The following is a 25,195-nucleotide window of genomic DNA, read 5'->3' as shown; positions in this document are numbered from 1 at the left end:
CAATATTCTTTTAAAGAACCTCTGCACTAATTATTATTATAAAATATTATACTAAAATGTAAATTTTAGCGCTTTGTTAATAATCTTTATATTCACTTGAAATTTCAAATATTGAAAGTTGATTATTAGTTTTATATGGCTGAACACAAAAAGGGCAGAAAGAGCTTATGGAATACAAGATGGCTAAGGGAGGTGAGTATACCATTGGCAATTATTTTAGCTTCTGTTTCGCTTTATCTCCATCCTTTATTTAGCAATACTGAAAACACATTTTCTGTATTAAATTTCATATTTGAACATAGTTTTGATACAAATCAAGTCTTTATATGGTTTGCACTTTCCTGTGCAGCTCCTATTATACTGCTTTCTGTTTGGTTCTTTACCTCTTATGAACAATGGCGATATTACATCTTATTTCCAATGTTCTATTTTATTTATGAATTTTGTGCTCGGTCGATTGATGTTAGCATGCTTAAAAGCCTAACAGAAAATATAGTTTTTAAATTTATTTTAACGTTATTGTTTTTAGGTGGTCTTATTATTATTGATAGGATAAAACGAGCAAAACGTTTAAAAAGTGAATCCCCATTTTTAGGTGCTATAACCAAAGAAGATGTTTATGGTCATTCAAAACTATTGTATTTGAAGCTAAGCCAATGGATGTATTCTTTGGAAGTAAAGAAAGAAGAATTATCCAAAGAGCAATTATTCAAGAAGCTTTATCAGACCCGCCAAGTGCTGGATGAGGAAAATGGATTATTTATCTCGGAGCAAGATAGAGGGAGTAGAAATAGGAAAGCTTTTGAATTGGTTAGTAGTATAATTTTAGCTTCAATACCATTTTGGTACATTTTATCTAGATTAATACCCGAGGGGCCAAAATCCTATTCATTTGGCTGGTTTTATGTTCATGATCACGGTTTTCAAAACTTGTCCATATTTATATGGTATATAAGTTTAAAGATTTTTATCTTAATCCCTTTAATGATATGGTTCATCAGTTGTAAAGCATGGTGGCGTTATGCTATTTTAGTGCCTATTATTCTCTATACCTATCAACTTTGGGAAACATTAAAACAGGAGTCAAACATAATAGATCAATTTGAATTGTTTAAGGCGGCGCCAGCTATTTTATTTATTCTTGGCTTGGTGTTGTTTCTGTCCAATCGTATTAAATATCAGTATAAAATTTACGATCTGTACAGTAATATGGTAAAAGAAATAAATGCCTTATTAGTGGAAATTAGTGATCAGAAGGCTAGCTTGGGAGATAAGAAAAAGGAGCTAGATAGTATTAAAGCAGACAATAATCCAGAGAATTTGGAAAAAAAGAGAGCTTCCTTAATTAAAATTAAAGAAGCCATAATAGCTGAATTGAATGCTAAAAATGCGGAGTAAGAATTTTTCTTTTAAATATTGTGCAAATCCATTGAAACTATCCAATAAAAAAACTCCCCTAATTTTTATTAAGGGAGCCTGAGCTGTTGAATTGAATGCGTTAAAAGTAAAATAGGGGGGACTAATCTTTACTTTTTGTCTTTTCAATTTCCTGGGTAACATCCAAAAGAAGTTTTTGTAACTCGTTTTCCTGGCGCTCCCTAATCTTTTGCTCAATTATCTTTTCAATTTCCTGTTGTTTTGTAGCAGGCAATTGATCGAATTCCAAAGACTTGGATTCCGCACCTTTTTTAATCATTTCACCTTCACCCGTCATCAACCAAACTAAATTTAATTGTGGATACGTTCTAATGATTGTTTCAATGACATCACTACCAATTGAGGCATGATTTTTTTTCATCCTTAAAGTATAACCGTTTCCGGCCCCTATGGACAAATCAAACTGTCGGGCACTTAAACCCGCGTATTTGATGAATTGTGTTAACCTATCTATAGTTTTTATCATAATGGAGGATTTTGTTGTAGATATAAATCTATAACGTTATCGAATATACAAACAAATATAACCAAATAATGAGTGGTATAAAATTATTATTGAGATAAAATTCAATTAATTTTGTGGTTTGTAGGACTTTATCTTCATTTCTGGTAGTTTATTCTGTATGAATGGTTCATTTATCAGGATAATTTTTTGTAAACACAAAAATTGAAGAATCAAGAATTTATTCTTTATTTGTAAAGATTTATTACTACAGGCTTCTATGATTCCTACTTTTTAATCCATTTATTGATACCAATTTCATACAAATTAGAGACTATAATTGGACTAAAAATGCAAGTTGCTTATTTGCCAAATGTTATGTTACGAGTTTTGTGATCTACAATTTCTATAAACAGATTTGTACAGTCCTCAGGAATATAAGATGGAACCTTTTCTGGCCATTCTATAAAAACCCATGCACCAGAATATAAATATTCTTCTACACCAAAATCCAAGGCTTCTTCCTCGTTCTCCAATCTATAAAAATCAAAATGGTACCCCAATAATTCATTGGTGGTGGTATGATATTCATTAACGATCCCAAAAGTAGGGCTGTTGGCATTGCCTGCACCTCCCAATTCTTTTACCAAGGCTTTTATTAGGGTGGTTTTACCTGCCCCCATGAGGCCATGAAAGCAAATCACCTTCGATTTGGCCGATGCCACTATTTTTTTTGCCACTTCTGGCAGCTCCTTTTCTGAATACATCATAATCAAATAATCTAAACGGCCTATCTAGGCTCAAGAACTATAAAGGGTATAATGACCTCTTCCAATGAAACACCCCCATGCTGATAGGTGTTTCTGTAATAACTCACATAGTGGTTGTAATTATTGGGATAGGCAAAAAACATATCATTCTTGGCAAAAATAAACGAACTACTCACATTTATAGTGGGAAGATTAACATCCTTTGGATTCCTAATTTCTAAGACATCCTTTTCCTCATAGGTAAGGCTTCTCCCTGTTTTATAGCGTAGGTTAAGACTCGTCTCCTTATCTCCAATGACCTTTGAAGGCTGTTTTACGTTTATGGTACCATGATCCGTGGTAATGATCAATTTAAGCCCCATATTCTGTGCTTGTTGTATAATTTCCAGTAAAGGGGAGTTTTTAAACCAGCTCAGGGTCAAGGAACGATAGGCCTTGTCATTGGATGCCAATTCCTTGATGACCTCCATTTCTGTCCTGGAGTGGGAAAGCATGTCCACAAAATTATAGACGATCACCGTTAAATCATTTTCCTTGTGGGACTTAAAATTTTGAGATAGGTTTTTTCCTTGTTTTAAACTACTAATTTTATGGTAGTCCCATTTGAGGTCTAACCCCAGCCGCTTTAACTGTGTATCTAAAAATTCAGCTTCAAACAAATTTTTCCCTCCTTCATCCGTATCATTTTTCCACCAATTTGGATACTTCTTTTCCATATCCAATGGTGTAAGCCCAGAAAAGATTGCATTTCTGGCATATTGTGTGGCTGTTGGGAGTATGCTGTAATAGGGTGTTTCCTTTTTCTTTTTGTAAAAGGTGTTCAAAGTATCTTCGAAGGCCAGCCATTGGTCATATCTCAAATTGTCTACAACAACCAATAAGGTTTTGTTGTCCTTTAGTTCTGGTTTTACCAATTCTTTGAAAAGGGTATGCGACATTACCGGTGCATCCCCGCCCTGGTACCAATCTTCATAGTTTTTCTCCATGAATTTGCAGAACTGGGCATTGGCCTCTGTCTTCTGGGATTCCAATATTTCGAACATACCAGAATCCTCAATTTCCTCCAAACGAAGTTCCCAATAGATAAGCTTCTTATACAGCTCTGCCCATTCTTCATAGGAGTTCACCATGGATAGGTCCATGGAGATTTTTCGAAATTCTTGTTGATAGTTGGCTGTGGTCTTTTCAGAAACCAGCCTTGAGTGGTCCAAATTCTTTTTTAGTGATAACAGGATCTGGTTGGGATTTACTGGCTTTATTAGGTAGTCCGCTATCTTAGAGCCGATAGCTTCCTCCATAATCAACTCTTCCTCACTTTTTGTAATCATCACCACAGGTAAGGAGCTATTGATGATCTTAATTTCATTTAGTGTTTCCAAGCCCGAGATTCCGGGCATGTTTTCATCCAAAAAGACAATATCTACCTTACTTTTGGCAAGTTCTTCCAAGGCTTCCTGTCCACTTAAACAGGTAATTACTTTGTAATTTTTGCTTTCCAGGAATATAATATGTGGTTTAAGCAGATCTATTTCATCATCTACCCATAGGATTGTAATCTTGTTCATTTAGTGCTTATATTTACTGCCTTAAAGATTCGAGATTTTGATTAAATCTAACAAACTTAAAATTTTTAATGATCCAATTTACGGATTTATTAGCATACCCAATACGCTAATTTTTGACCTGATCGCCGAACCCTATTTTCAGCGATTGCGAAGAATTTCACAAATGGGATTATCCTCCTTGGTGTATCCGGGAGCAACCCATACCCGATTTCATCATGCTTTGGGGTGTATGCATCTCATGCAAAAAGCCATACAAGTACTTCGTTTTAAGAAGGTTGAGATAACTGAGCAAGAAGAGGAAGGCCTTTTGTGCGCCATATTATTACATGATATAGGACACGGTCCATTTTCTCATGCCATGGAACACAGTATAGTGGAAGGGGTTAACCATGAGCGAATTTCCCTTCTTTTCATGGAAAAACTGAATGCGAAGTTTAACGGAAGTTTAACTACGGCTATTCAGATCTTCAATAGGGCCTATCCTAAAAAATTCTTGAATCAATTGGTATCCAGTCAGCTCGATATGGACCGAATGGACTACCTGAAGCGGGACAGTTTTTATACTGGAGTTGCCGAAGGAAATGTGAGTTCAGATCGATTGATTACCATGCTCAATGTGGTGGACGGGGAATTGGTAGTAGAGGAAAAGGGTATTTATTCCGTAGAGAAATTCCTGATGTCCAGACGTTTCATGTATTGGCAGGTTTATCTTCACAAAACCGGCTTGGTCGCGGAGAAGTTGCTGATCAGCGTTCTTAAAAGGGCAAAAGAGTTATTGGAGAAGGGGGAGGAAGTAGAATGCAGTAAACCTCTGTTGTTTTTTATACAGCATAAAATTAATGAGGATAATTTTGATGATCATACGTTGGAGATCTTTGCCAAATTGGACGATGTGGATATCCTATCGGCCATAAAATTATGGGTAGAGCATCCCGACTTTGTACTTTCCGAATTGTGCGATATGATCATCAATAGAAGATTGTTGACCATTAAGATGAAAAACAAGCCAATTGATGATGAAAAGCTACAAAAGCAATTCCAAAAAATAAAAAAATCTTATAATCTTACCGATGAGGAAACTGCGTATTTTGTTTTTAGTGGGAAGATTGGAAACAAGGCCTACGACCAAGATAGGCAGAACATTAATATAGTAAGAAGAAATGGAAGAATCACCGATGTGGCCAAGGCTTCAGACCATTTAAATTTAAAAGCGCTTTCCAAAACAGTGACTAAATATTATATCTGTTATCCCAAAGTTGACGTTTAACTATTTTTCTTACTTTTGTCCTCATGAAATTTACAGCTAGCCAGATTGCGGGTATATTGGAAGGTGAGGTTGAAGGTAACCCTGAAATCACCGTTCATAAGCTGTCCAAAATTGAGGAAGGCGAGGACGGTTCCCTTACCTTTTTGGCTAATCCCAAATATACTCCCTACATTTATTCTACCCAGGCTTCCATTACCATCGTGAACAGGAGCTTTAAACCAGATCATGTTTTAAAGACTACCTTGATCAAGGTAGATGATGCCTATAAGTCTTTTTCCAAATTATTGGAATATTATAATCAGGCCAAAAATGTTAAGACCGGTATTGAGAACCCGGTTTTTCTATCTGATTCAGCATCTTATGGAACTGGATTATACCTAGGAGCTTTCTCCTATGTAGGGGAACATGTGAAAATGGGAAATGAAGTAAAAATCTACCCAAATGTTTACATTGGGGACAATGTTACCATTGGCAATAATGTCACTGTTTTTGCCGGGGCCAAAATTTACTCAGATACCCAAATTGGCAATAAATGTGTCATCCACAGCGGGGTAATATTAGGTGCCGATGGATTTGGGTTTGTACCCAATGGCAATGGAGAATTCAGCAAAGTACCACAGACAGGGAACGTAGTATTGGAAGATGATGTAGATGTTGGTGCTGGAACCACTATAGATAGGGCCACCTTAGGTTCTACCATATTAAGAAAAGGCGTTAAATTGGACAACCAAATCCAAATTGCACATAATGTGGAAATTGGTGAACATACGGTAATAGCCGCACAAACGGGTATCGCTGGATCAACAAAAATAGGCAAGAACTGTTTGATAGGAGGACAAGTGGGCATTGTTGGCCATATTGTCATTGGAGATGGGGTGAAAATCCAAGCACAATCCGGAATAGGTAGAAATATCAAGGATGGTGAGATTTTGCAAGGTTCACCTTCCCTACATTATGGGGATTTCAATAAATCCTATGTACATTTCAAGAATCTACCGAAACTTGTCAATAGATTGGAACAACTAGAAAAAAATAAAACCAGTGAGTAAAACAACTGCTAAACAAAGGACTATAGAGAAGGAGATTACACTGTCCGGTGTTGGATTACATACCGGAGAGAATGTCACAATGAAATTTGTGCCAGCTCCTGAAAACCATGGCTACGCCTTCAAAAGAGTTGATATAGAAGGGGAACCCATCATTGAGGCCGATGCCAATTATGTGGTGAATACCCAGCGCGGTACCAATTTAGAAAAAAATGGGGTCAAGATTCAAACTTCTGAGCACGTGCTAGCTGCTCTGGTAGGTTTGGAAATTGATAATGTCCTCATAGAGCTCAACTCGTCTGAACCGCCCATAATGGATGGTTCCTCCAAGTTTTTTATAGAAGCTTTGGAAAAAGCTGGCATTGTGGAACAAGATGCTGTTAGGAATGAATATGTAGTAAAAGAGGTTATTACCTATAAAGACGAGGCCACTGGAAGTGAAATTACCATCATTCCTTCAGATGAATACCAAGTGACCACCATGGTCGATTTTGGGACCAAAGTATTAGGGACCCAAAATGCAACCTTGGAGCGTTTATCAGATTTTAAAACAGAAATAGCCCTAGCGCGTACTTTTAGTTTTTTACATGAACTGGAAATGTTGTTGGAGCATGGGTTGATTAAAGGAGGTGATCTAAATAACGCCATTGTATATGTAGATAAGGAGATTTCCGAATCTACCATGTTGAAACTACAAAAAGCCTTTAAAAAAGAAAAGCTTTCGGTAAAACCAAATGGCATTCTGGACAACCTTACCCTACACCATCCAAACGAGGCTGCAAGGCATAAGCTATTGGATGTTATAGGTGACCTTGCCTTGGTAGGTACAAGGATACGAGGTAAAGTCATTGCAAATAAACCGGGGCATTTTGTGAATACCCAATTTGCACAAAAATTGTCCAAAATAATAAAAATGGAGAAAAGGAACAGCGTTCCTACCTATGATCTCAACCTGCCACCCTTGATGGATATCCATCAAATTATGGCCATGTTGCCACATAGACCACCATTCTTATTGATCGACAGAATTTTGGAACTGTCCGATAGTCATGTGGTAGGAATGAAGAACGTGACCATGAACGAACCTTTTTTTGTAGGACATTTTCCCGATGCTCCTGTGATGCCTGGAGTTTTACAGGTGGAGGCCATGGCACAGACCGGAGGAATCTTGGTTTTGAGTACTGTTCCCGATCCCGAGAATTATCTGACCTTCTTTATGAAGATCGATAATGTAAAATTTAAACAAAAAGTATTGCCAGGTGACACCCTAACCTTTCACTGTAGCCTAATTACCCCTATAAGGAGAGGAATATGCCATATGCAAGCTTATGCTTATGCAAACGGTAAATTGGTTTGCGAGGCAGAAATGATGGCACAAATAGCAAAAAAGAAATAATATGAACCAACCACTGGCGTATATACATCCAGGGGCAAAAATCGCCAAGAATGTGGTGGTGGAGCCGTTTACTACTATTCATAATAACGTTATTATCGGCGAGGGAACTTGGATAGGATCCAATGTGACCATAATGGAAGGAGCTAGAATAGGAAAAAATTGTAATATTTTTCCAGGAGCCGTAATTTCAGCAACGCCCCAAGACTTAAAGTATAAAGGAGAAGAAACTACCGTAGAGATAGGTGACAATACTACCATTCGGGAATGTGCTACCATAAATAAGGGGACTTCGGACAGAATGAAAACCAAAATAGGCAAGAATTGCCTGATTATGGCATACTGTCACGTAGCCCATGATTGTTTTATTGGGGATAATTGTATCTTCTCGAACAACTCTACTTTGGCCGGACATGTTACCATTGGAGATAATGTGATTTTGGCAGGTCTGGTTGCGGTTCATCAATTTGTATCTATAGGGCACCACGCTTTTGTAACTGGAGGCTCATTGGTAAGAAAAGATGTTCCTCCCTTTGTGAAAGCTGCTAGGGAACCCTTATCTTATGTCGGGATTAATTCAGTAGGACTAAGGCGCAGGGGATTTGAATCTGATAAGATCAGGGAAATCCAGAATATTTATAGAATACTCTACCAGAAAAACTACAATAATTCTCAGGCTGTACAGATCATAGAGGCAGAGATGGAAGCAACTCCGGAAAGAGATGAGATTTTACAGTTTATAAGAGATTCCCAGAGAGGGATAATGAAAGGATATTTTAGTACAAATTAATTTATATGGCATCTACATCAGATATTAGAAAAGGTTTATGCATCAGGTATAACCACGATATTTTTAAAATTATTGAATTTTTACACGTTAAACCGGGAAAAGGTCCTGCTTTTGTACGTACGAAACTAAAAAGTGTCACTACTGGAAAGGTAATTGACAATACCTTTTCTTCAGGACACAAAATTGAAGATGTTCGTGTAGAGACCCGCACCTACCAATTCCTTTATTCGGAAGGGGAAACGTATCACTTTATGAACACCGATGATTACAATCAAATTACACTTCAAGAAAGTTCATTGGATGCTCCAGGATTATTGAAAGAAGGTGAAATGGTGACCATTTTGTTCAACACAGAGGATAGCATGCCCTTGTCTGTTGATATGCCAGCCAGTGTTGTTTTGGAAGTTACCTATACAGAACCAGGTGTAAAGGGGAATACCGCTACCAATGCCACGAAACCGGCCAAAGTAGAGACTGGTGCCAGTGTAAATGTCCCTTTGTTTATCAATGAAGGTGATAAAATAAAAGTGGATACAGAGAAAGGCGCTTATATGGAGCGTGTAAAAGAATAATCTAGTTAATCATATATAGGTGTTGAGCTTTTGGAGGAATACTCTTTTTGTTAAACACCTTTTTTAATATCAAACAATGAAATTTCCCATTCCTTATTCCTTAAAACAGATTGCAGGCATCATCAATACAAAATATGTAGGGGATGATGACTTTCCAATTTTAGGGATGAACGAAATTCATGTGGTGGAAGCAGGAGATATTGTTTTTGTGGATCATCCGAAATATTATGATAAGGCCTTAAATTCCAACGCTACTGTTGTACTCATCAACAAGGAGGTTCCTTGCCCGGAAGGGAAGGCACTTTTAATTTCTGATGACCCATTCCGGGATTTTAATACGTTGACCAACTTTTTTAGGCCATTTGAAAAATCCGCCAGCAATATAGCTCCCACTGCAAAAATTGGGAAACATACAACCATTCAACCCAATGCGTTTATTGGGAACAATGTGGTCATTGGGGACCATTGTGTTATACATTCCAACGTCTCCATTTATGATAATTGTGTTATTGGCGACCACGTTACCATCCATGCCGGTGCCGTGTTAGGGGGAGATGCTTTTTATTATAAAAATCGTCCTACCGGGTACGACAAATTATTGTCCGGAGGTAGGGTAGTAATAGGGGATCACGTAGACATTGGGGCTTTGTGTACCATAGATAAAGGAGTAACAGGGGATACCACCATTAAAAAAGGATCCAAGCTGGACAATCAAGTTCATATAGGCCACGATACTGTGATTGGTGAAAAGTGCCTTATTGCTTCCCAAACGGGAATCGCCGGATGTGTTGTAATCGAGGATGAAGTAATCCTTTGGGGACAAGTGGGTGTTATTAGTGGGATCACCATCGGTAAAAAAGCGGTGATCATGGCCCAATCTGGGGTATCAAAGTCATTGGAGGGAGGTAAGAATTATTTTGGTAGTCCGGCTGAAGAGGCAAGGGAGAAATTGAAGCAATTGGCCTATGTAAAACAAATACCTTTCATCTTGGATAAATTCAAGGAATAAATAAGCAAGCGAATACTTTAGAAATCGTTTTTTAAGACATATTTTTGTAAACCAAAAAATAAACCAAATATAGAATGAGCGTTTTAGTTAATAAGGACTCGAAAATTATTGTACAAGGTTTTACAGGTAGTGAAGGTACTTTTCACGCCGAACAAATGATCGAATACGGAACCAACGTAGTTGGAGGTGTTACTCCAGGTAAAGGAGGTCAGGAGCATTTGGGAAGACCTGTTTTCAACACTGTAGAGGAAGCTGTAGAGAAAGTAGGAGCGGATACAACTATTATCTTTGTGCCACCCGCATTTGCAGCAGATGCCATTATGGAAGCAGCCGAAGCAGGAATAAAAGTTATTATTACTATTACCGAAGGTATTCCTGTAGCTGATATGGTGAAGGTTTACGACTATATAAAAGGTAAAGATTGCAGACTGATAGGTCCTAACTGTCCAGGAGTAATTACCCCAGGGGAGGCAAAAGTAGGTATTATGCCAGGTTTTGTCTTTAAGAAAGGAAATATTGGAATCGTTTCAAAATCAGGAACATTAACATACGAAGCTGCTGACCAGGTAGTGCGTCAAGGATTGGGGATAACTACCGCCATTGGAATTGGTGGAGATCCAATTATTGGTACTACAACAAAAGAAGCTGTTGAATTGTTGATCAACGATCCAGAAACACAGTGTGTGGTTATGATTGGAGAGATTGGTGGTCAATTGGAAGCTGATGCTGCCCATTGGTACAAAGCCAGTGGTAGTAAAAAGCCAATCGTAGGTTTTATCGCAGGTGAAACTGCTCCGGCAGGAAGAACGATGGGCCATGCAGGTGCTATTGTTGGTGGTAGCGATGATACAGCTCAGGCCAAAAAACGTATTATGAGGGAATGTGGAATCCACGTAGTAGATTCTCCAGCAGAAATTGGTTTAAAAGTAAAAGAAGTAGTAGGCTAATAATTAGTCTATAGATATATAGGATTCAGTAAATGAATCTCAAAAAAATCCCTATCATTCTGAATTAAATTCGGGAGGAATAGGGTTTTTTTTTCGCCTTATCTGAAACATAGCCTATATTTGAATATCAACTTAAGTAAACAAAAGAATCACATGAAGCTTCTAGAAGGAAAAAATGTTATTATTACTGGTGCCAGTAGGGGTATAGGTATGGGGATAGCCAAGGTTTTTGCGGATCACGGTGCCAATGTAGCCTTTACCTATAGTTCCAGTGAGGCACCTGCCCTTGAATTGGAAAAAGAATTAACGGCTAAAGGCATTAAGGCTAAAGCATACAAAAGTAATGCCGCCAGTTATGAGGACTCAGAAAAATTGGTTGGCAAAATACTGGAAGATTTTGACAGTATAGATGTCTTGATCAACAATGCTGGTATTACAAAGGATAATTTGCTGATGCGTATGTCCGAAGAAGATTTTGATGCTGTTATAGAGATCAATTTAAAATCGGTTTTCAACATGACCAAGGCTGTACAGCGTACTATGTTGAAGCAGCGCAAAGGTTCTATAATTAATATGAGTAGTGTTGTTGGGGTAAAAGGGAATGCAGGACAGACCAATTATGCGGCCTCTAAAGCAGGGATGATAGGTTTTACCAAATCTGTGGCTTTGGAACTTGGTTCCAGAAACATTCGTTGCAATGCTATTGCACCAGGATTTATAGAAACGGAAATGACAGATAAATTAGATGCCAAAGTAGTTCAGGGTTGGAGAGATGGCATTCCACTTAAGCGCGGTGGTTCTCCTGATGATGTTGCAAATGCTTGCTTGTTCTTTGCTTCAGACCTTTCTGCTTATGTAACAGGACAAGTTTTAAATGTTGATGGTGGAATGTTGACATAACCAGTCATCTAAGGGTATTGATTGTTCATCCTCTGCTTTAAAAAATAAGGAGGTTTCCCTTTTGGCTATCAAATGAATTAATAAATTATATGCAGACATCTTCAGTACTATTAATTTTGCTCGCGGTTTTGTTCGCATTCGGAATAGTACTGGTTCAATATTTTTATAAGACCAAAGGGAGTAGGAAACTTAAAGTTTACCTCTCCCTTTTACGTTTTCTAGCCATCTTCGGCATTCTTTTATTATTTATCAATCCAAAATTCACCAAAACAGAGTACGAGATTGAAAAGTCCAATTTAATACTCCTGGTCGATAATTCTACTTCCTTAAAGGAAATCAGTAAAAGCACCAATATTGATTCCCTGGTTAATAAAATAGTCAAAAACGAAGGTGTTTTGGATATGTTCAACCTTGAAACCTTCAGTTTCGGAAATGACTTGGAAGCTCTGGACAGTTTAACTTTCACTAAAAAAAGTACCAATATTGCCAATGCGTTGAATTCTATCAATACCTTATTTGATACTTACAGTATGGCTGTCATTATGATAAGTGATGGAAACCAAACGGTTGGGGTAGATTATGAGTTCTACGGTTCCCCCAATAAAATTGCAGTGTATCCAGTAGTGGTAGGTGACACCGCAACTTATGATGACATAAGAATCTCCCAGGTCAATGCCAATAAATACGCCTTTTTAAAAAACAAATTTCCCTTGGAAGCCTATATCGCCTATGAAGGCGAGGGCACTATAAATACCGTGGTCCGGATTTTGATTGATGGTAAGGTTGTGGCTACGGAGACGGTCAATTTATCAAAAACAGACAATTCCAAAAGGATAAATAGCCTATTGGAGGCAAAAACGGTCGGAGTTAAGGAAATAAAAATTACGGCAAGTCCTTTAAAGAACGAAAAAAACACCGTTAATAACCAACGCGAAATAGCATTGGAGGTCATAGATGAAAAAACCAATGTGGCTATTATTTCAGATATGCTCCATCCCGATATAGGGGCATTAAAAAAGGCTATTGAGAGTAACGAACAACGTAGGGTAACGATATTTAAACCTGGCACGGACGTGGCTAAATTGGATGATATTGATCTGTTCATCCTTTATCAACCCATAAGTAGCTTTAAGCCCATTTTTGACTTTGTAAGGACCAAAGAGGCACAAATATTCACTATAACGGGTTCAAAAACGGATTGGCGCTTTTTGAATTCTGTGCAAAATAGTTTTGAAAAGAACACCTACAATCAAATTGAAGAAATATTTCCGGTACTAAACCCCAATTTTTCAATTTTCAACAATTCTGAATTTTCCATATCCAATTTTCCACCTTTGGAAAGTGATCTGGGGGAGATTCTGATCACAAAATCCCATGAAACAGTGTTGGACCAGCGCATCAAAGGGGTAGAGGTAGGGGAGCCACTATTGGCTGTTATTACGGATGGTAGCAGAAAGGAAGCGGTCTTGTTTGGGGAGAATATATGGAAATGGAGAATGCAAAGTTTTAGAAACGACCAAGACTTCAATAATTTTGATGAATTGATGGGCAAATTGGTATTTTACCTGGCAACAAATAAAGCCAAGGAGCGGTTAACGCTCGATTATAATACGATATTTTCTGGTGCCGGCGATGCAAAAATAAAAGCGTCATACTTTAATAAGACGTATGTGTTTGACGCTAATGCCTCCTTATCCCTTACCATCAAACGATTATCTGATAAGGCCGTACGCGAAATACCAATGTTATTGAAAAACGGATATTATGAGGCCGATCTGGAAAATTTCACCAGTGGCTCTTATGAGTTTAAGGTAAGTGTGCAAAATGAAAATATAACGAAATCCGGAAGTTTTAAAATTCTGGATTTTGATCTCGAAAACCAATTTTCATCCAGTAATTATCTAAAGATGGGAAGATTGGCGCAAAATACAGGGGGCAGTCTTTATTACCAAGAGATGACAGATAGTCTTATAGCGGAGTTAATTAATGATAAACGTTATTTGCCAACCCAAATAGGCAGTCAAAATGTTGTATCTTTAATCGATTTTAAAATTTTATTGGCCATAATTATAGCTGCACTTTCTGCGGAATGGTTTTTGAGAAAATATAATGGATTAAGTTAAAATTAAATATAGAATATGGACAAATTACCTAAGATTGCATTACCTGCAATATTTATTATTATTTTATTGGTTATTCTAATCACCAAATCGGCTGTTACCATTGGATCTGGTAAGGCAGGCGTTTTATATGAAACTTTTGGGGGAGGTGTTGTTACCGATGAGCCTGCAATGGGCGAAGGTTTTCATATAGTGGCCCCTTGGAACAAAGTCTTCATTTACGAAGTAAGACAACAAGAAGTGTTCGAAAAAATGAATGTGCTATCCTCTAATGGATTGGATATTAAATTAGATGCTTCCGCTTGGTTTGAACCTAAAAGAGAATTCTTGGGAAAATTGCACCAAGAAAAAGGAGAGGAATACATTCAGCGTGTACTATTGCCAACAATAAGATCTGCTGCCAGAAGTGTTGTAGGACGTTATACCCCAGAACAATTATATTCTAGTAAAAGGGACGCCATACAGGCAGAAATTTATGAGGAAACCAAAAAAATTGTTGACGGTCAGTACATACAACTCAATGAGGTACTGGTTCGCGATGTGACCTTACCACCAACTATAAAGGAGGCTATTGAGCGCAAGTTGAAGCAAGAACAAGAATCTTTGGAATATGAATTTAGATTGGTGACCGCTCAAAAAGAGGCTGAAAAAGTAATAATAGAAGCCCAAGGTAAGGCAGAGTCGAACCGTATTTTGAGTGCTTCGTTGAATGATAAAATTCTTCAGGACAAAGGGATAGAAGCGACTATTAAATTAGCGGAATCCCCAAATAGCAAAGTAATTGTTATTGGTTCTGGCGATAGTGGGTTGCCCATAATTTTAGGTAATCAGTAGTATTTTAACATTTTTGAAATAAAATGTGAGCTATTAATTTTTCAAGATTAAAAATTAGTATTATTTTTGCGTCATTATGAAAAAGTACATTGTACACCATCATCATTTCTTTACTTGCAATCAGGCGAGCTAGAAATGTATTGTTGTAACTAAAATATATTCTAACCCGTTTGAGCAATCAAACGGGTTTTGTTTTTAACATCCTGTTTGTTTTGTTCAGATCAAAAAACAAAAATTAAACACATGAAAAAAATTAAAATTGCTATTCAAAAAAGTGGACGCCTAAATGAAGATTCCCTACAGATCTTAAAGGATTGTGGTATCTCCATAGATAATGGGAAAGATCAGCTCAAGGCCTCCTCAAGAAATTTCCCCTTAGAAGTGTTTTATCTTAGAAACGGTGACATCCCACAGTATTTAAGGGATGGAGTAGTGGACATTGCCATTATAGGCGAGAATGTATTAATAGAGAAAGGGCAGGACATAATAGTGGCTGAAAAACTTGGTTTTTCTAAGTGTAAGGTTTCCCTTGCTGTACCAAAATCGGTCAAATACCAATCTGTAAAGGATTTTGAAGGCAAAAGAATTGCTACCTCCTATCCAAATACCGTTGAGAGTTATTTAAAGGAAAAAGGGGTTAAGGCAGAGTTGCACATTATCAGCGGATCGGTTGAAATTGCACCTAATATTGGCCTTGCCGATGCCATTTGTGACATAGTATCCAGCGGGAGTACCCTTTTCAAAAATAATCTCAAGGAAGTTGAGATAATGTTGCACAGTGAGGCTGTTTTGGCAGTTTCTCCAGAGATTTCTAAGGAAAGTACCCTGCTCTTGGAAAAACTACGTTTTAGAATTCAATCGGTTTTAAGAGCCCGTCAATCGAAGTATGTGCTCTTGAATGCCCCAAATGAAAAACTGCAGGAAATCATTGCCCTATTGCCGGGAATGAGGAGTCCAACAGTCTTGCCATTGGCAGAGGAAGGATGGAGCTCCGTGCACACCGTTATCAATAAAGACAAGTTCTGGGAAGTGATCCAGGAATTAAAGGAGGCAGGAGCTGAAGGAATATTAGTTTGTCCAATAGAAAAAATGGTCCTGTAATGAACAAAATATATAATCCGGAAAGAAAGGACTGGGCAGCTCTTTTAAAGAGGCCGACACAAGAGGTTGATCAAATTGAAGATATTGTCAATAAGATTTTCACAGAGGTTAAGACAAATGGTGATCAGGTGTTAAGAAGGTATACCCAACAATTTGATGGGGTCGATCAAGAGGATAACAAAGTCACTGAAATAGAATTGGAAGAAGGGTTATCCTTAGTTTCAGAAGAACTTAAAAAGGCCATCCTTCAGGCAAAAAGCAACATTGAAGTTTTCCATAAGGCCCAAATAACTTCTAAAATAGAGGTGGAAACCACCGAGGGAGTGGCGTGTTGGCAGGAGAAAAGACCAATACAAAAGGTAGGGCTCTATATTCCTGGTGGGACCGCACCTTTGTTTTCAACAATTTTAATGTTGGCGGTTCCTGCTGCCATTGCTGGTTGTGGGGAAGTTGTTTTATGTACGCCTCCCAACAAGGAGGGAAAAATTGATCCAGCGATATTATATACGGCCAGTCTTTGTGGGGTAACCCAAATTTTCAAGGTAGGTGGTATCCAGGCAATTGCCGGAATGACCTTTGGTACGGAAACCATGCCCAAAGTGTATAAGATCTTTGGACCGGGAAACCAATATGTGACCGTTGCCAAGCAAATAGCCACTAAATTTGGAGTGGCCATTGACATGCCTGCAGGACCCAGTGAATTATTGGTCATGGCCGATGATTCCGCGAATGCGGCATTTGTAGCCTCGGACTTATTGAGTCAGGCCGAGCACGGTGTGGACAGTCAGGTTATTCTCGTTTCCACGTCCAAGCAACTAATAGAAGCCGTGGAAAAAGAGGTAGAAGTTCAAATTGAAGCACTCCCCAGAAAGGAGATAGCAGTGCAGGCTATCGCCAATAGTAAGCTGATTTATGTTGACGAAGAGCAGACCGCTATTGACCTTATCAATGAGTATGGACCTGAGCATTACATCCTTTGTGTGGAGAATGAAGCTTTCTTTTTGGATAATACCTTCAATGCAGGATCGGTATTTATTGGCAATTATACCCCGGAAAGTGCTGGGGATTATGCATCAGGTACCAACCATACCTTGCCTACAAATGGGTATGCCAAACAATACAGTGGGGTAAACCTGGATAGTTTTATGAAAAGTATGACCTTCCAAAAGATTTCTGATAAAGGGATACAGGCAATTGGAAGGACCATAGAGGTTATGGCAGAAGCGGAAGGGTTACAGGCGCATAAGAATGCCGTTACCCTTAGACTAAAAAGTTTAAAAAATAATTAATTTATCCGGAACCAGTTCGAAGCACTAAATTTTCGGCAATTGGTCCTTGTGGCGTAGACTATGAAAATAGAATTTAATATAAATAATCTGGTTAGGGAGAACGTAAAGGGACTCAGTCCATACTCCTCTGCGAGGGATGAGTATGTTTCCGATGGATCTCAGATGGTTTTCTTGGATGCCAACGAAAATCCATATGAAAATGGGGTCAACAGATATCCAGATCCCCAACAGCGGGGCCTAAAGGCTGTGTTAGCTTCCCAGAAAGGTGTTGAAGTATCACAGATCCTTCTTGGAAATGGGAGTGATGAAGTGCTGGATTTACTATTTAGGGCCTTTTGTGAGCCAAAGGAGGACAATATTATTTCATTACCTCCAACATATGGGATGTACAAAGTGCTTTCCAACATCAATAACATAGAAAATAGGGAGGTCTTGTTGACAGATGAATTCCAGCCAAACGTGGCAGAGATCCTCAAGGCAAAGGACCAAAGGAGTAAGCTATTATTTGTTTGTTCCCCTAATAACCCTACTGGAAATGGTATCTCAAGTGCCCATATCCATGAATTATTGACTAAATTTAATGGTCTGGTCGTTATTGATGAAGCTTATATAGATTTCTCTAAGGATGCCAGTTGGATTGGCGAATTATCCCAATACCCTAACTTGGTGGTTACCCAAACCCTTTCTAAAGCTTATGGCCTTGCGGGAATCCGACTAGGGATCTGTTACGCGTCGTCAGAAATAATTGCGGTGCTCAATAAGATCAAGCCACCGTATAATGTCAATGAACTGACCCAACAGCGAGCCCTAAAAAGACTTCAGGATATTGATAAGGTACAAGAGGAAGTAACGAATATCCTAAAGGAGAGAAGCGCATTGGAAGCGGTACTGTCAGACATGAGTTTTGTAGATACCATATATCCTACCGATGCTAATTTTATTTTGGCCAAAGTAGATGACGCTACCAAAAGATACAATCAATTATTGGAGGCTGGTATTGTGATCAGAAATAGGACAACACAACCTCTATGTTTAAATACCTTAAGGTTTACGGTAGGGACTGCAGCGGAAAATAAAAAATTAATAGAACAATTAAAGGAATTAGATAACCAATAAAAAAATTCTCAAAGCCCTCTTGTATAAAGTTGGGCCAAAGATCAGGGTCATATGAAAAAAGTATTATTTATAGACAGGGACGGCACTATCATCAAGGAAACAGTTGATGAACAAATAGATGCCTTTGATAAAATGATCTTTTATCCCAAAGCATTTACGTTTTTGGGTAAAATTGCCAAGGAGTTGGATTATGAATTGGTCATGATCACCAACCAAGACGGGTTGGGAACCGATATTTTTCCTGAGGACACCTTTTGGCCAGTGCACAATTTCATCCTAAACTCTTTTGAGAATGAAGGAGTGGTTTTTGACAAGGTGTTCTTGGATAGAACCTTTCCACATGAAAATGCCCCTACTAGAAAACCTGGTACCGGTTTACTGACGGAGTATTTTTCTGATGACTATGATTTGGCAAACTCCTTTGTGATAGGGGATAGATTAACTGATATGGAATTGGCAAAGAACCTAGGAGCCAAAGGAATCTTCATCAATGACAACACCAATTTAGGTACTGGGGAAATCACGGTTAAACATGAGGAACTCAATGATGTGATAGCCTTAGAGAATAACGACTGGGAAAAAATTTATGAGTTCTTAAAATTGAAGGACAGGGTTTTTGAGATCAACAGGAAGACCAATGAAACGGATATCTTTATAAAATTGAATCTGGACGGGACTGGAAAAAGCAGTATAAAGACCGGACTCGACTTTTTTGACCATATGCTGGACCAGTTGGCGCGACACGGTCAAATGGACCTTGATATCAAGGTAAAAGGGGATTTGGAGGTAGATGAACACCACACCATAGAAGATACTGCGATAGCTTTGGGGGAGGTATTCCATAAGGCCTTGGGAAATAAGCTGGGGATAGAAAGATATGGGTTCTGTTTACCGATGGATGATTGTTTGGCCCAAGTTGCCATTGATTTTGGCGGCCGTAACTGGTTGGTATGGGAAACAGAGTTCAGGCGTGAAATGATTGGAAAAATGCCAACTGAAATGTTCTTTCATTTCTTTAAATCTTTTACCGATGGGGCGAAAGCCAATTTGAACATCAAAGCAGAGGGAACCAATGAGCACCATAAAATTGAGGCCATTTTTAAGGCCTTCGCAAAAGCTATAAAAATGGCTGTGAAGCGCGATGTGGAAAAAATGGTTTTGCCTAGCACCAAAGGGGTACTGTAATTTTATAATAATGATCAAGGTTTGTGCAATCCGTTCTAAAAGAGATGGGATGCAACCAAGTATCTAAATCGTTTACCAAAAAAGAATGAAAATAGTTATTATCAACTACGGTGCTGGAAATATTCAGAGTATCAAATTTGCAATAAAGCGCTTGGGCTACGAGGCCGTTCTAAGTGATAATGTGGCAGAAATAAAGGCTGCGGATAAAGTGATCTTCCCGGGAGTGGGAGAGGCCAGCAGCGCCATGAAAAAGCTTCGTGACAGTAAGTTGGACCTTATAATTCCAGACCTAAAACAACCGGTATTGGGAATATGCCTGGGGATGCAGTTGATGTGCCATTCTTCGGAAGAAGGAAATACCCAAGGTTTGGGGATTTTTGATGTAGATGTAAAGAAATTCTCAGATCAGGTAAAGGTGCCACAAATTGGGTGGAACCAAATTACCGATTTAAAAACATCATTATTCAAGGATATACCCGAAATGGAACATATTTACCTCGTACATAGTTATTATGCACCTATTTGTTCTGAAACGATTGCTGTATCCGAATATGATGTACCCTATAGCGCAGCCTTGCAGAAAAATAATTTTTATGGGACGCAATTTCACCCAGAAAAGAGCAGTATGATCGGTGAAGCAATCCTCAAAAATTTTCTAGAAGTTATTTGAAGCATGGAAACGTATATATCTACCAACAAAGAAGACTTGGACATTCCTAAAATTCACCGATATATCAGTGAAGATTCTTATTGGGGAAAGGGAAGATCCCTGGAAGATGTACAGAAAACCATAGATAATTCATTATGCTTTGGTTTGTATTCAGAAACAGATGAACAATTGGGCTTTGCCAGGGTAGTTACTGATTTTGTCGTATTTGCCTATATGATGGATGTAATAATATTTGATAGTAACCAAGGTAAAGGTTTGGGGAATAGGCTAATATCACGAATAATGGAAAGTGATAAGTTAAGAAACATAAAGACCTTTGCGCTGAAGACAAAAGATGCCCATTTGCTCTACGAACGCTTTGGATTTGAAAAAATAGGAGATTCTAAACTTTGGATGACCAAAGACAAAATGGTCCTTTTATAAAAAATAAAATGAGAATAATACCAGCAATAGATATCATAGATGGTAAGTGCGTCCGCCTTTCAAAAGGGGATTATGATACCAAAAAAATATACAATGAACATCCTCTAGAGGTAGCCAAGGAGTTTGAGGCCCATGGTATCGAATATCTGCACTTGGTTGATTTGGATGGTGCAAAATCCAAACACATTGTAAACCATAAGGTCTTGGAGCAGATAGCTTCTAATACCTCCTTAAAAATAGATTTTGGTGGGGGACTTAAAACCGATGAAGATCTGCGTATAGCATTCAACAGCGGTGCCCAACAAATCACCGGCGGTAGCATTGCAGTTAAAGATAGGGACACCTTTATCAATTGGATACAAAAATATGGTGCCGATAAAATCATTCTTGGTGCGGATGCGAAAGACGAAAAGGTGGCTGTTTCCGGATGGTTGGAAGATTCCAAGGAAGAATTAATACCCTTTATCCAAACGTACCTCAAGGAGGGAATTTCCTATGTAATCTGTACAGATATTAGTAAGGACGGCATGTTGGAAGGTCCATCCTTTGATCTTTATTCAAAAATTATTAGAGAAACAGGGCCAAAACTTAAGCTCATAGCCAGTGGGGGAATTTCTACTTTTGATGAGCTGCCCAAACTGGCAGAAATGGGGTGTGAGGGAACAATTATTGGAAAAGCCATTTACGAAGGGCGTATTTCTATGAAGCAATTGGAGGAATTTATTTTAAAAAGCACCTAAAATTAAGCCTGAAAGTTTAGGAAGGCGATAGCTTCTCAACCTTTCAAAAAATATATACTTATGTTGACAAAACGTATTATTCCATGTTTGGATATAAAAAATGGACGCACGGTGAAGGGGATCAATTTCGTGGATCTGCGTGATGCCGGAGACCCAGTGGAACTGGCGGAGATATATGCAAAAACAGGAGCTGATGAATTGGTTTTCCTGGATATCTCGGCTACGGAAGAAAGGCGGAGAACCTTGGCCGATCTTGTTTTAAGGGTAGCGGAGAAAGTAAATATACCATTTACTGTGGGTGGCGGAATTTCTTCGGTAGAAGATGTAGATATCCTATTGCAAAATGGTGCCGATAAAGTTTCCATCAATTCCTCTGCCGTCAAAAACCCACAATTGATCAATGACCTGGTTGCCAAGTTTGGATCACAATGTATTGTGGTTGCTATAGATGCCAAAGAAATAGACGGGGAGTGGATTGTTCATTTGGTAGGGGGTAAAGTACCTACAGAACTTAATCTTTTTAAATGGGCAAAGGAAGTGGAGCAACGTGGTGCAGGCGAAATATTATTTACCTCCATGAACCATGATGGTACCAAAAATGGATTTGCAAATGAAGCCTTGGCCAAATTATCCACAGAACTTAATATTCCAATTATTGCCTCAGGAGGCGCGGGGAATATGCAGCACTTCACAGATACTTTTATAGAAGGAAAGGCAGATGCTGCTTTGGCTGCCAGTGTATTTCATTTTAAAGAAATTGATATTAAGGATTTAAAGGAAGAATTGAAAAGGAACCAGATTCCGGTACGCTTATAATAGAATTAAGAGTTTAGAATATCCCATAAATTATGGCTTTTCTATATTCCAATATTACAATACTCAGGAAATTATGAAAATAGATTTTACTAAAAATTCAGACGGTTTGGTACCGGCTATTATACAGGATGCAAGTACCAAGAATGTTTTAATGCTTGGCTACATGAACGAAGAAGCCTACCAAAAAACGATGGAAACCAAGACGGTAACCTTTTTTAGCCGTACCAAAAACAGACTGTGGACCAAAGGAGAGGAGAGTGGTAATTTCTTAAAACTTACTAATATTCAATTGGATTGTGATCAGGACACCCTCTTAGTCTCTGTAGATCCCATTGGACCTACTTGCCATAAGGGAACTGATACCTGTTGGGGCGATAAAAATGTACAGGCTTTTGGGTTTATTTCTGGCTTGGAAGATATCATCCAAAATAGAAAAGACCAAGCGGAAGGTAAAGCCCCCATTGAAGATGGAGCTAAACCTAGCTATGTCTCTTCTCTTTTTCAAAAAGGGATAAATAAGGTAGCTCAGAAAGTTGGTGAAGAGGCTGTGGAAGTGGTCATTGAGGCCAAAGACAATAATGATGGACTCTTCTTGGACGAAAGTGCCGATCTGTTGTTTCATTACCTGATACTTTTGCAGGCAAAAGGATTTAAATTGAATGACATTGTGGAAGTTTTAAAAGTTAGGCATAACAAATCCTAACCACCACACCACAAAAATTTTAACGAACTCCCCATTGGATTTTTTTAACCAAACCATGGGGGAGTTTTTATTTGCCAATTGGGAATCTAAATCCTGCTCAATTTCTTGATAGGACTGCCACTGTAATCCAGCTGTCGGGTTTTGAGGCCACTCCTTTTTAAAAGGAATATAAAATTGAATATCTTCTCTGATAAAGGATGAAAAATTATCCCTGGTCATCCAGAATCCTGCAATACATTCTGTATTTAAAGGGGCTAGGTCTTGGTTTTCTAGATCTAACGGAATATAGACCTGGCCTTTAAAACAAACCTTGTGATCCAGGTCCTTAACTTCAATATCCCTGTCTTTTAATGTTCGGTCACCCTCTTTGGAATACAATAATGGTATCTGATGGTGTTTGATTTTCTCTTTTTTGGCATAAAAAGTATCCCTTTTATTAGGCCCTATCAATTGGTGGATAAGATTGGGAAAGGTAGGATCCAAAATGTAAAACTTAAAGGTAAGCTCAACGTGTACTAGTTTGTTTTTTTCCAGATCCCTCAGGATAAAATCAATTTCACCCAAACTAATTTTATCCTGTCTAATAGGAATATTATAGGCGTTGACCCTATAACGCGATGAGTGTTGAACAAGTTGATGGAAAACATATTCCATTTGATGTCCCAATCTTATATTTTGGGGTATGTGCTCAACCTGTAAATGCTCCAGATCAACTTTTGGAAAGTCAAATTGCTCTAGGCCATCATAGTTTCCGTGCCATAAGGGTGGAGTTTGTAAAAAGGCGTTAAATTTTGAAAGGTTTTCACTATCCATACGATACTAAAGTAGTGTAAACAGTTAAGTTTTCTTTAAAAAATAATGGGTCTCTTCCAAATGTATTAAATTTATAGAATGGCTATGAACAAAAGAAAAGGGTTTCGTTTTTCCAAGTACGAGGCACCGAACCAAACTCCCTTCGAAAAGCTTTTTGAGATTTTTAAAGAGCTGATCACACATACTTCCGGGGATGTGGATGAGGCGTTGGATTGGTTGCGGGAGCTGGACAAGGAATACGAACTTACAGATGAAAATTACACCATTGATGACTTCATTGAAGACCTCAAAGCAAAAGGGTTTTTAAGAGAAGAATTCAAAGATGGTGGAGGCGATGGTTCTGGGGAAGGCGATGGAGATTTATCCATAACCGCCAAAATGGAGCGTGTAATAAGACAAGCGGCGTTGGACCAGATTTTTGGTAAACTCAAACGCAGCGGTTCGGGCAACCATAAAACCGGTAAATCCGGTAGGGGAGACGAGCATACAGGGGAATTTCGGGAATATAGGTACGGCGACGGACTGGAACATATTTCCATGACCGAGAGCCTTAAGAATGCCCAAATAAACCACGGAATGGACAGCTTTTCCCTAAGCGAGGATGATCTTGTGGTAGAGGATACCCAATACAAGGCCCAAATGAGTACGGTGCTTATGATTGATATCTCCCACAGTATGATTCTTTATGGGGAGGATCGAATTACCCCTGCTAAAAAGGTAGCAATGGCCCTGGCTGAACTAATTACCACCCGATATCCCAAAGACACCTTGGAGATTTTGGTTTTTGGTAATGATGCGTGGCCAATCCCTATAAAGGATCTTCCATATTTGAAAGTGGGTCCCTATCATACCAATACAGTAGCAGGATTGCAGCTGGCCATGGACATGCTCAGAAGAAAACGGAATACCAACAAACAGATATTCATGATTACCGATGGTAAACCTAGTTGTTTGCGCATGCCGGACGGTACTTACTATAAGAACAGTGTTGGCTTGGATGATTATATTGTGGAGAAATGCTACAATATGGCCAGACAGGCTAGAAAATTACATATTCCAATTACCACGTTTATGATTGCCAAAGATCCGTATTTAACGCAGTTTGTGCGTCATTTTTCGGAAGCCAATAATGGCAAGGCCTTCTTCACAGGACTAAAAGGGCTTGGTGAAATGATTTTTGAAGATTACGAGCAAAATAGAAGAAAAAGATTAAAAGGATAATAACGAATAGCTTCCAATAGAGAAGT

General features: G+C 38.5%; 25 protein-coding genes. 21 read left to right on the top strand and 4 right to left on the bottom strand.

The window, feature by feature from the left end; all coding sequences use genetic code 11:
- Positions 1-135: 135 nt before the first annotated feature.
- Positions 136-1,398 (top strand): hypothetical protein, encoded by a 1,263-nt coding sequence (locus SB49_RS04525; RefSeq protein ID WP_062054265.1) that lies wholly within the window; start codon positions 136-138, stop codon positions 1,396-1,398.
- A gap of 121 nt (positions 1,399-1,519) precedes the next feature.
- On the opposite strand, the gene SB49_RS04520 is transcribed toward SB49_RS04525, so the two are convergent.
- From SB49_RS04520 to SB49_RS04510, 3 genes are all read right to left on the bottom strand, one after another.
- Entirely contained in the window at positions 1,520-1,903 is a 384-nt protein-coding gene (locus tag SB49_RS04520; protein ID WP_062054263.1) for a hypothetical protein, read from the bottom strand.
- A 338-nt stretch (positions 1,904-2,241) separates the two neighbouring features.
- Positions 2,242-2,649 (bottom strand): tRNA (adenosine(37)-N6)-threonylcarbamoyltransferase complex ATPase subunit type 1 TsaE, encoded by a 408-nt coding sequence (gene tsaE / locus SB49_RS04515; protein ID WP_062054261.1) that lies wholly within the window; start codon positions 2,647-2,649, stop codon positions 2,242-2,244.
- Between the two features lie 20 nt (positions 2,650-2,669).
- The gene (locus SB49_RS04510) at positions 2,670-4,214 is read right to left on the bottom strand and encodes a T9SS response regulator signal transducer PorX (protein ID WP_062054259.1); all 1,545 of its coding nucleotides are present in this window, start codon (positions 4,212-4,214) and stop codon (positions 2,670-2,672) included.
- Positions 4,215-4,251: 37 nt separating this feature from the next.
- On the opposite strand from SB49_RS04510, the gene SB49_RS04505 reads away from it, so the two are divergent.
- The 19 genes from SB49_RS04505 to hisIE all read left to right on the top strand — a co-directional run bounded on the left by SB49_RS04505 (position 4,252) and on the right by hisIE (position 23,135).
- Positions 4,252-5,481: an HD domain-containing protein gene (locus tag SB49_RS04505; protein ID WP_062054257.1), complete on the top strand. Its 1,230-nt coding sequence runs from the start codon at positions 4,252-4,254 to the stop codon at positions 5,479-5,481.
- Between the two features lie 23 nt (positions 5,482-5,504).
- Positions 5,505-6,530, top strand: coding sequence for a UDP-3-O-(3-hydroxymyristoyl)glucosamine N-acyltransferase (gene lpxD, locus SB49_RS04500; RefSeq protein ID WP_062054255.1), 1,026 nt, complete (start codon positions 5,505-5,507; stop codon positions 6,528-6,530).
- Positions 6,523-7,923 carry a bifunctional UDP-3-O-[3-hydroxymyristoyl] N-acetylglucosamine deacetylase/3-hydroxyacyl-ACP dehydratase gene (locus tag SB49_RS04495; protein ID WP_062054253.1) on the top strand — a complete coding sequence of 467 codons (1,401 nt, stop codon included), beginning with the start codon at positions 6,523-6,525 and terminating at the stop codon, positions 7,921-7,923. Before lpxD ends, SB49_RS04495 begins: the two co-directional genes overlap by 8 nt.
- A gap of 1 nt (position 7,924) precedes the next feature.
- Positions 7,925-8,710, top strand: a complete 786-nt coding sequence (gene lpxA / locus SB49_RS04490; protein ID WP_062054251.1) for an acyl-ACP--UDP-N-acetylglucosamine O-acyltransferase — start codon at positions 7,925-7,927, stop codon at positions 8,708-8,710.
- Positions 8,711-8,715: 5 nt separating this feature from the next.
- A complete protein-coding gene (gene efp, locus SB49_RS04485) occupies positions 8,716-9,282 on the top strand; it encodes an elongation factor P (protein ID WP_062054250.1) in 567 nt (188 codons plus the stop codon).
- A 76-nt stretch (positions 9,283-9,358) separates the two neighbouring features.
- Positions 9,359-10,291 (top strand): UDP-3-O-(3-hydroxymyristoyl)glucosamine N-acyltransferase, encoded by a 933-nt coding sequence (locus SB49_RS04480; RefSeq protein ID WP_062054248.1) that lies wholly within the window; start codon positions 9,359-9,361, stop codon positions 10,289-10,291.
- A 74-nt stretch (positions 10,292-10,365) separates the two neighbouring features.
- Complete coding sequence (gene sucD, locus SB49_RS04475; protein ID WP_062054247.1) at positions 10,366-11,238, top strand: succinate--CoA ligase subunit alpha; 873 nt, start codon at positions 10,366-10,368, stop codon at positions 11,236-11,238.
- A gap of 153 nt (positions 11,239-11,391) precedes the next feature.
- Positions 11,392-12,138: a 3-oxoacyl-[acyl-carrier-protein] reductase gene (gene fabG / locus SB49_RS04470; RefSeq protein ID WP_062054246.1), complete on the top strand. Its 747-nt coding sequence runs from the start codon at positions 11,392-11,394 to the stop codon at positions 12,136-12,138.
- An 89-nt stretch (positions 12,139-12,227) separates the two neighbouring features.
- A complete protein-coding gene (locus SB49_RS04465; protein WP_062054245.1) occupies positions 12,228-14,261 on the top strand; it encodes a hypothetical protein in 2,034 nt (677 codons plus the stop codon).
- Positions 14,262-14,276: 15 nt separating this feature from the next.
- On the top strand, positions 14,277-15,092 hold the full coding sequence (locus SB49_RS04460) for a prohibitin family protein (protein WP_062054244.1): 816 nt from the start codon (positions 14,277-14,279) through the stop codon (positions 15,090-15,092).
- A gap of 243 nt (positions 15,093-15,335) precedes the next feature.
- Positions 15,336-16,193, top strand: coding sequence for an ATP phosphoribosyltransferase (gene hisG / locus SB49_RS04455; RefSeq protein ID WP_062054242.1), 858 nt, complete (start codon positions 15,336-15,338; stop codon positions 16,191-16,193).
- Positions 16,193-17,482 carry a histidinol dehydrogenase gene (hisD, locus tag SB49_RS04450; protein WP_062054240.1) on the top strand — a complete coding sequence of 430 codons (1,290 nt, stop codon included), beginning with the start codon at positions 16,193-16,195 and terminating at the stop codon, positions 17,480-17,482. The genes hisG and hisD overlap by 1 nt, the downstream gene beginning before the upstream one ends.
- Positions 17,483-17,542: 60 nt before the next feature.
- Entirely contained in the window at positions 17,543-18,598 is a 1,056-nt protein-coding gene (hisC, locus tag SB49_RS04445) for a histidinol-phosphate transaminase (protein WP_062054238.1), read from the top strand.
- Positions 18,599-18,649: 51 nt separating this feature from the next.
- Positions 18,650-19,783, top strand: coding sequence for a bifunctional histidinol-phosphatase/imidazoleglycerol-phosphate dehydratase HisB (gene hisB, locus SB49_RS04440; RefSeq protein ID WP_062054236.1), 1,134 nt, complete (start codon positions 18,650-18,652; stop codon positions 19,781-19,783).
- A gap of 85 nt (positions 19,784-19,868) precedes the next feature.
- Positions 19,869-20,453, top strand: coding sequence for an imidazole glycerol phosphate synthase subunit HisH (gene hisH, locus SB49_RS04435; protein ID WP_062054234.1), 585 nt, complete (start codon positions 19,869-19,871; stop codon positions 20,451-20,453).
- 3 nt (positions 20,454-20,456) lie between these two features.
- Positions 20,457-20,876, top strand: coding sequence for a GNAT family N-acetyltransferase (locus SB49_RS04430; protein WP_062054232.1), 420 nt, complete (start codon positions 20,457-20,459; stop codon positions 20,874-20,876).
- 8 nt (positions 20,877-20,884) lie between these two features.
- Complete coding sequence (hisA, locus tag SB49_RS04425; protein WP_062058856.1) at positions 20,885-21,616, top strand: 1-(5-phosphoribosyl)-5-[(5-phosphoribosylamino)methylideneamino]imidazole-4-carboxamide isomerase; 732 nt, start codon at positions 20,885-20,887, stop codon at positions 21,614-21,616.
- 60 nt (positions 21,617-21,676) lie between these two features.
- Positions 21,677-22,432 carry an imidazole glycerol phosphate synthase subunit HisF gene (gene hisF / locus SB49_RS04420; protein WP_062054230.1) on the top strand — a complete coding sequence of 252 codons (756 nt, stop codon included), beginning with the start codon at positions 21,677-21,679 and terminating at the stop codon, positions 22,430-22,432.
- Positions 22,433-22,505: 73 nt separating this feature from the next.
- Positions 22,506-23,135, top strand: coding sequence for a bifunctional phosphoribosyl-AMP cyclohydrolase/phosphoribosyl-ATP diphosphatase HisIE (gene hisIE, locus SB49_RS04415; RefSeq protein ID WP_062054229.1), 630 nt, complete (start codon positions 22,506-22,508; stop codon positions 23,133-23,135).
- On the opposite strand, the gene SB49_RS04410 is transcribed toward hisIE, so the two are convergent.
- Positions 23,109-23,948 carry a DUF1853 family protein gene (locus SB49_RS04410; protein WP_062054227.1) on the bottom strand — a complete coding sequence of 280 codons (840 nt, stop codon included), beginning with the start codon at positions 23,946-23,948 and terminating at the stop codon, positions 23,109-23,111. The two genes, hisIE and SB49_RS04410, sit on opposite strands and share 27 nt — an antisense overlap.
- A 78-nt stretch (positions 23,949-24,026) precedes the next feature.
- Here SB49_RS04410 and SB49_RS04405 point away from each other — a divergent pair, with 78 nt between their 5' ends.
- The gene (locus SB49_RS04405) at positions 24,027-25,169 is read left to right on the top strand and encodes a vWA domain-containing protein (protein ID WP_062054225.1); all 1,143 of its coding nucleotides are present in this window, start codon (positions 24,027-24,029) and stop codon (positions 25,167-25,169) included.
- Positions 25,170-25,195: the final 26 nt, after the last annotated feature.

Origin of the sequence: Sediminicola sp. YIK13 (assembly GCF_001430825.1) — a bacterium.
In the GTDB taxonomy this organism is placed as follows: Bacteria; Bacteroidota; Bacteroidia; order Flavobacteriales; family Flavobacteriaceae; genus Sediminicola.
Note: the sequence above shows the minus strand (reverse complement) of the source record. Positions and strands in the feature narration are given on the sequence as shown.

Excerpts from the sequence above, each read along its gene's own strand:
- hisD (WP_062054240.1), top strand. The coding sequence starts at position 16,193 with ATGAACAAAATATATAATCCGGAAAGAAAGGACTGGGCAGCTCTTTTA.
- hisG (WP_062054242.1), top strand. The coding sequence starts at position 15,336 with ATGAAAAAAATTAAAATTGCTATTCAAAAAAGTGGACGCCTAAATGAA.
- SB49_RS04465 (WP_062054245.1), top strand. The coding sequence starts at position 12,228 with ATGCAGACATCTTCAGTACTATTAATTTTGCTCGCGGTTTTGTTCGCA.
- fabG (WP_062054246.1), top strand. The coding sequence starts at position 11,392 with ATGAAGCTTCTAGAAGGAAAAAATGTTATTATTACTGGTGCCAGTAGG.
- sucD (WP_062054247.1), top strand. The coding sequence starts at position 10,366 with ATGAGCGTTTTAGTTAATAAGGACTCGAAAATTATTGTACAAGGTTTT.
- SB49_RS04460 (WP_062054244.1), top strand. The coding sequence starts at position 14,277 with ATGGACAAATTACCTAAGATTGCATTACCTGCAATATTTATTATTATT.
- SB49_RS04430 (WP_062054232.1), top strand. The coding sequence starts at position 20,457 with ATGGAAACGTATATATCTACCAACAAAGAAGACTTGGACATTCCTAAA.
- hisF (WP_062054230.1), top strand. The coding sequence starts at position 21,677 with ATGTTGACAAAACGTATTATTCCATGTTTGGATATAAAAAATGGACGC.
- hisC (WP_062054238.1), top strand. The coding sequence starts at position 17,543 with ATGAAAATAGAATTTAATATAAATAATCTGGTTAGGGAGAACGTAAAG.
- hisIE (WP_062054229.1), top strand. The coding sequence starts at position 22,506 with ATGAAAATAGATTTTACTAAAAATTCAGACGGTTTGGTACCGGCTATT.
- efp (WP_062054250.1), top strand. The coding sequence starts at position 8,716 with ATGGCATCTACATCAGATATTAGAAAAGGTTTATGCATCAGGTATAAC.
- hisH (WP_062054234.1), top strand. The coding sequence starts at position 19,869 with ATGAAAATAGTTATTATCAACTACGGTGCTGGAAATATTCAGAGTATC.
- lpxD (WP_062054255.1), top strand. The coding sequence starts at position 5,505 with ATGAAATTTACAGCTAGCCAGATTGCGGGTATATTGGAAGGTGAGGTT.
- hisA (WP_062058856.1), top strand. The coding sequence starts at position 20,885 with ATGAGAATAATACCAGCAATAGATATCATAGATGGTAAGTGCGTCCGC.
- hisB (WP_062054236.1), top strand. The coding sequence starts at position 18,650 with ATGAAAAAAGTATTATTTATAGACAGGGACGGCACTATCATCAAGGAA.
- tsaE (WP_062054261.1), bottom strand. The coding sequence starts at position 2,649 with ATGATGTATTCAGAAAAGGAGCTGCCAGAAGTGGCAAAAAAAATAGTG.
- SB49_RS04525 (WP_062054265.1), top strand. The coding sequence starts at position 136 with ATGGCTGAACACAAAAAGGGCAGAAAGAGCTTATGGAATACAAGATGG.
- SB49_RS04405 (WP_062054225.1), top strand. The coding sequence starts at position 24,027 with ATGGCTATGAACAAAAGAAAAGGGTTTCGTTTTTCCAAGTACGAGGCA.
- SB49_RS04410 (WP_062054227.1), bottom strand. The coding sequence starts at position 23,948 with ATGGATAGTGAAAACCTTTCAAAATTTAACGCCTTTTTACAAACTCCA.
- SB49_RS04510 (WP_062054259.1), bottom strand. The coding sequence starts at position 4,214 with ATGAACAAGATTACAATCCTATGGGTAGATGATGAAATAGATCTGCTT.
- SB49_RS04520 (WP_062054263.1), bottom strand. The coding sequence starts at position 1,903 with ATGATAAAAACTATAGATAGGTTAACACAATTCATCAAATACGCGGGT.
- lpxA (WP_062054251.1), top strand. The coding sequence starts at position 7,925 with ATGAACCAACCACTGGCGTATATACATCCAGGGGCAAAAATCGCCAAG.
- SB49_RS04480 (WP_062054248.1), top strand. The coding sequence starts at position 9,359 with ATGAAATTTCCCATTCCTTATTCCTTAAAACAGATTGCAGGCATCATC.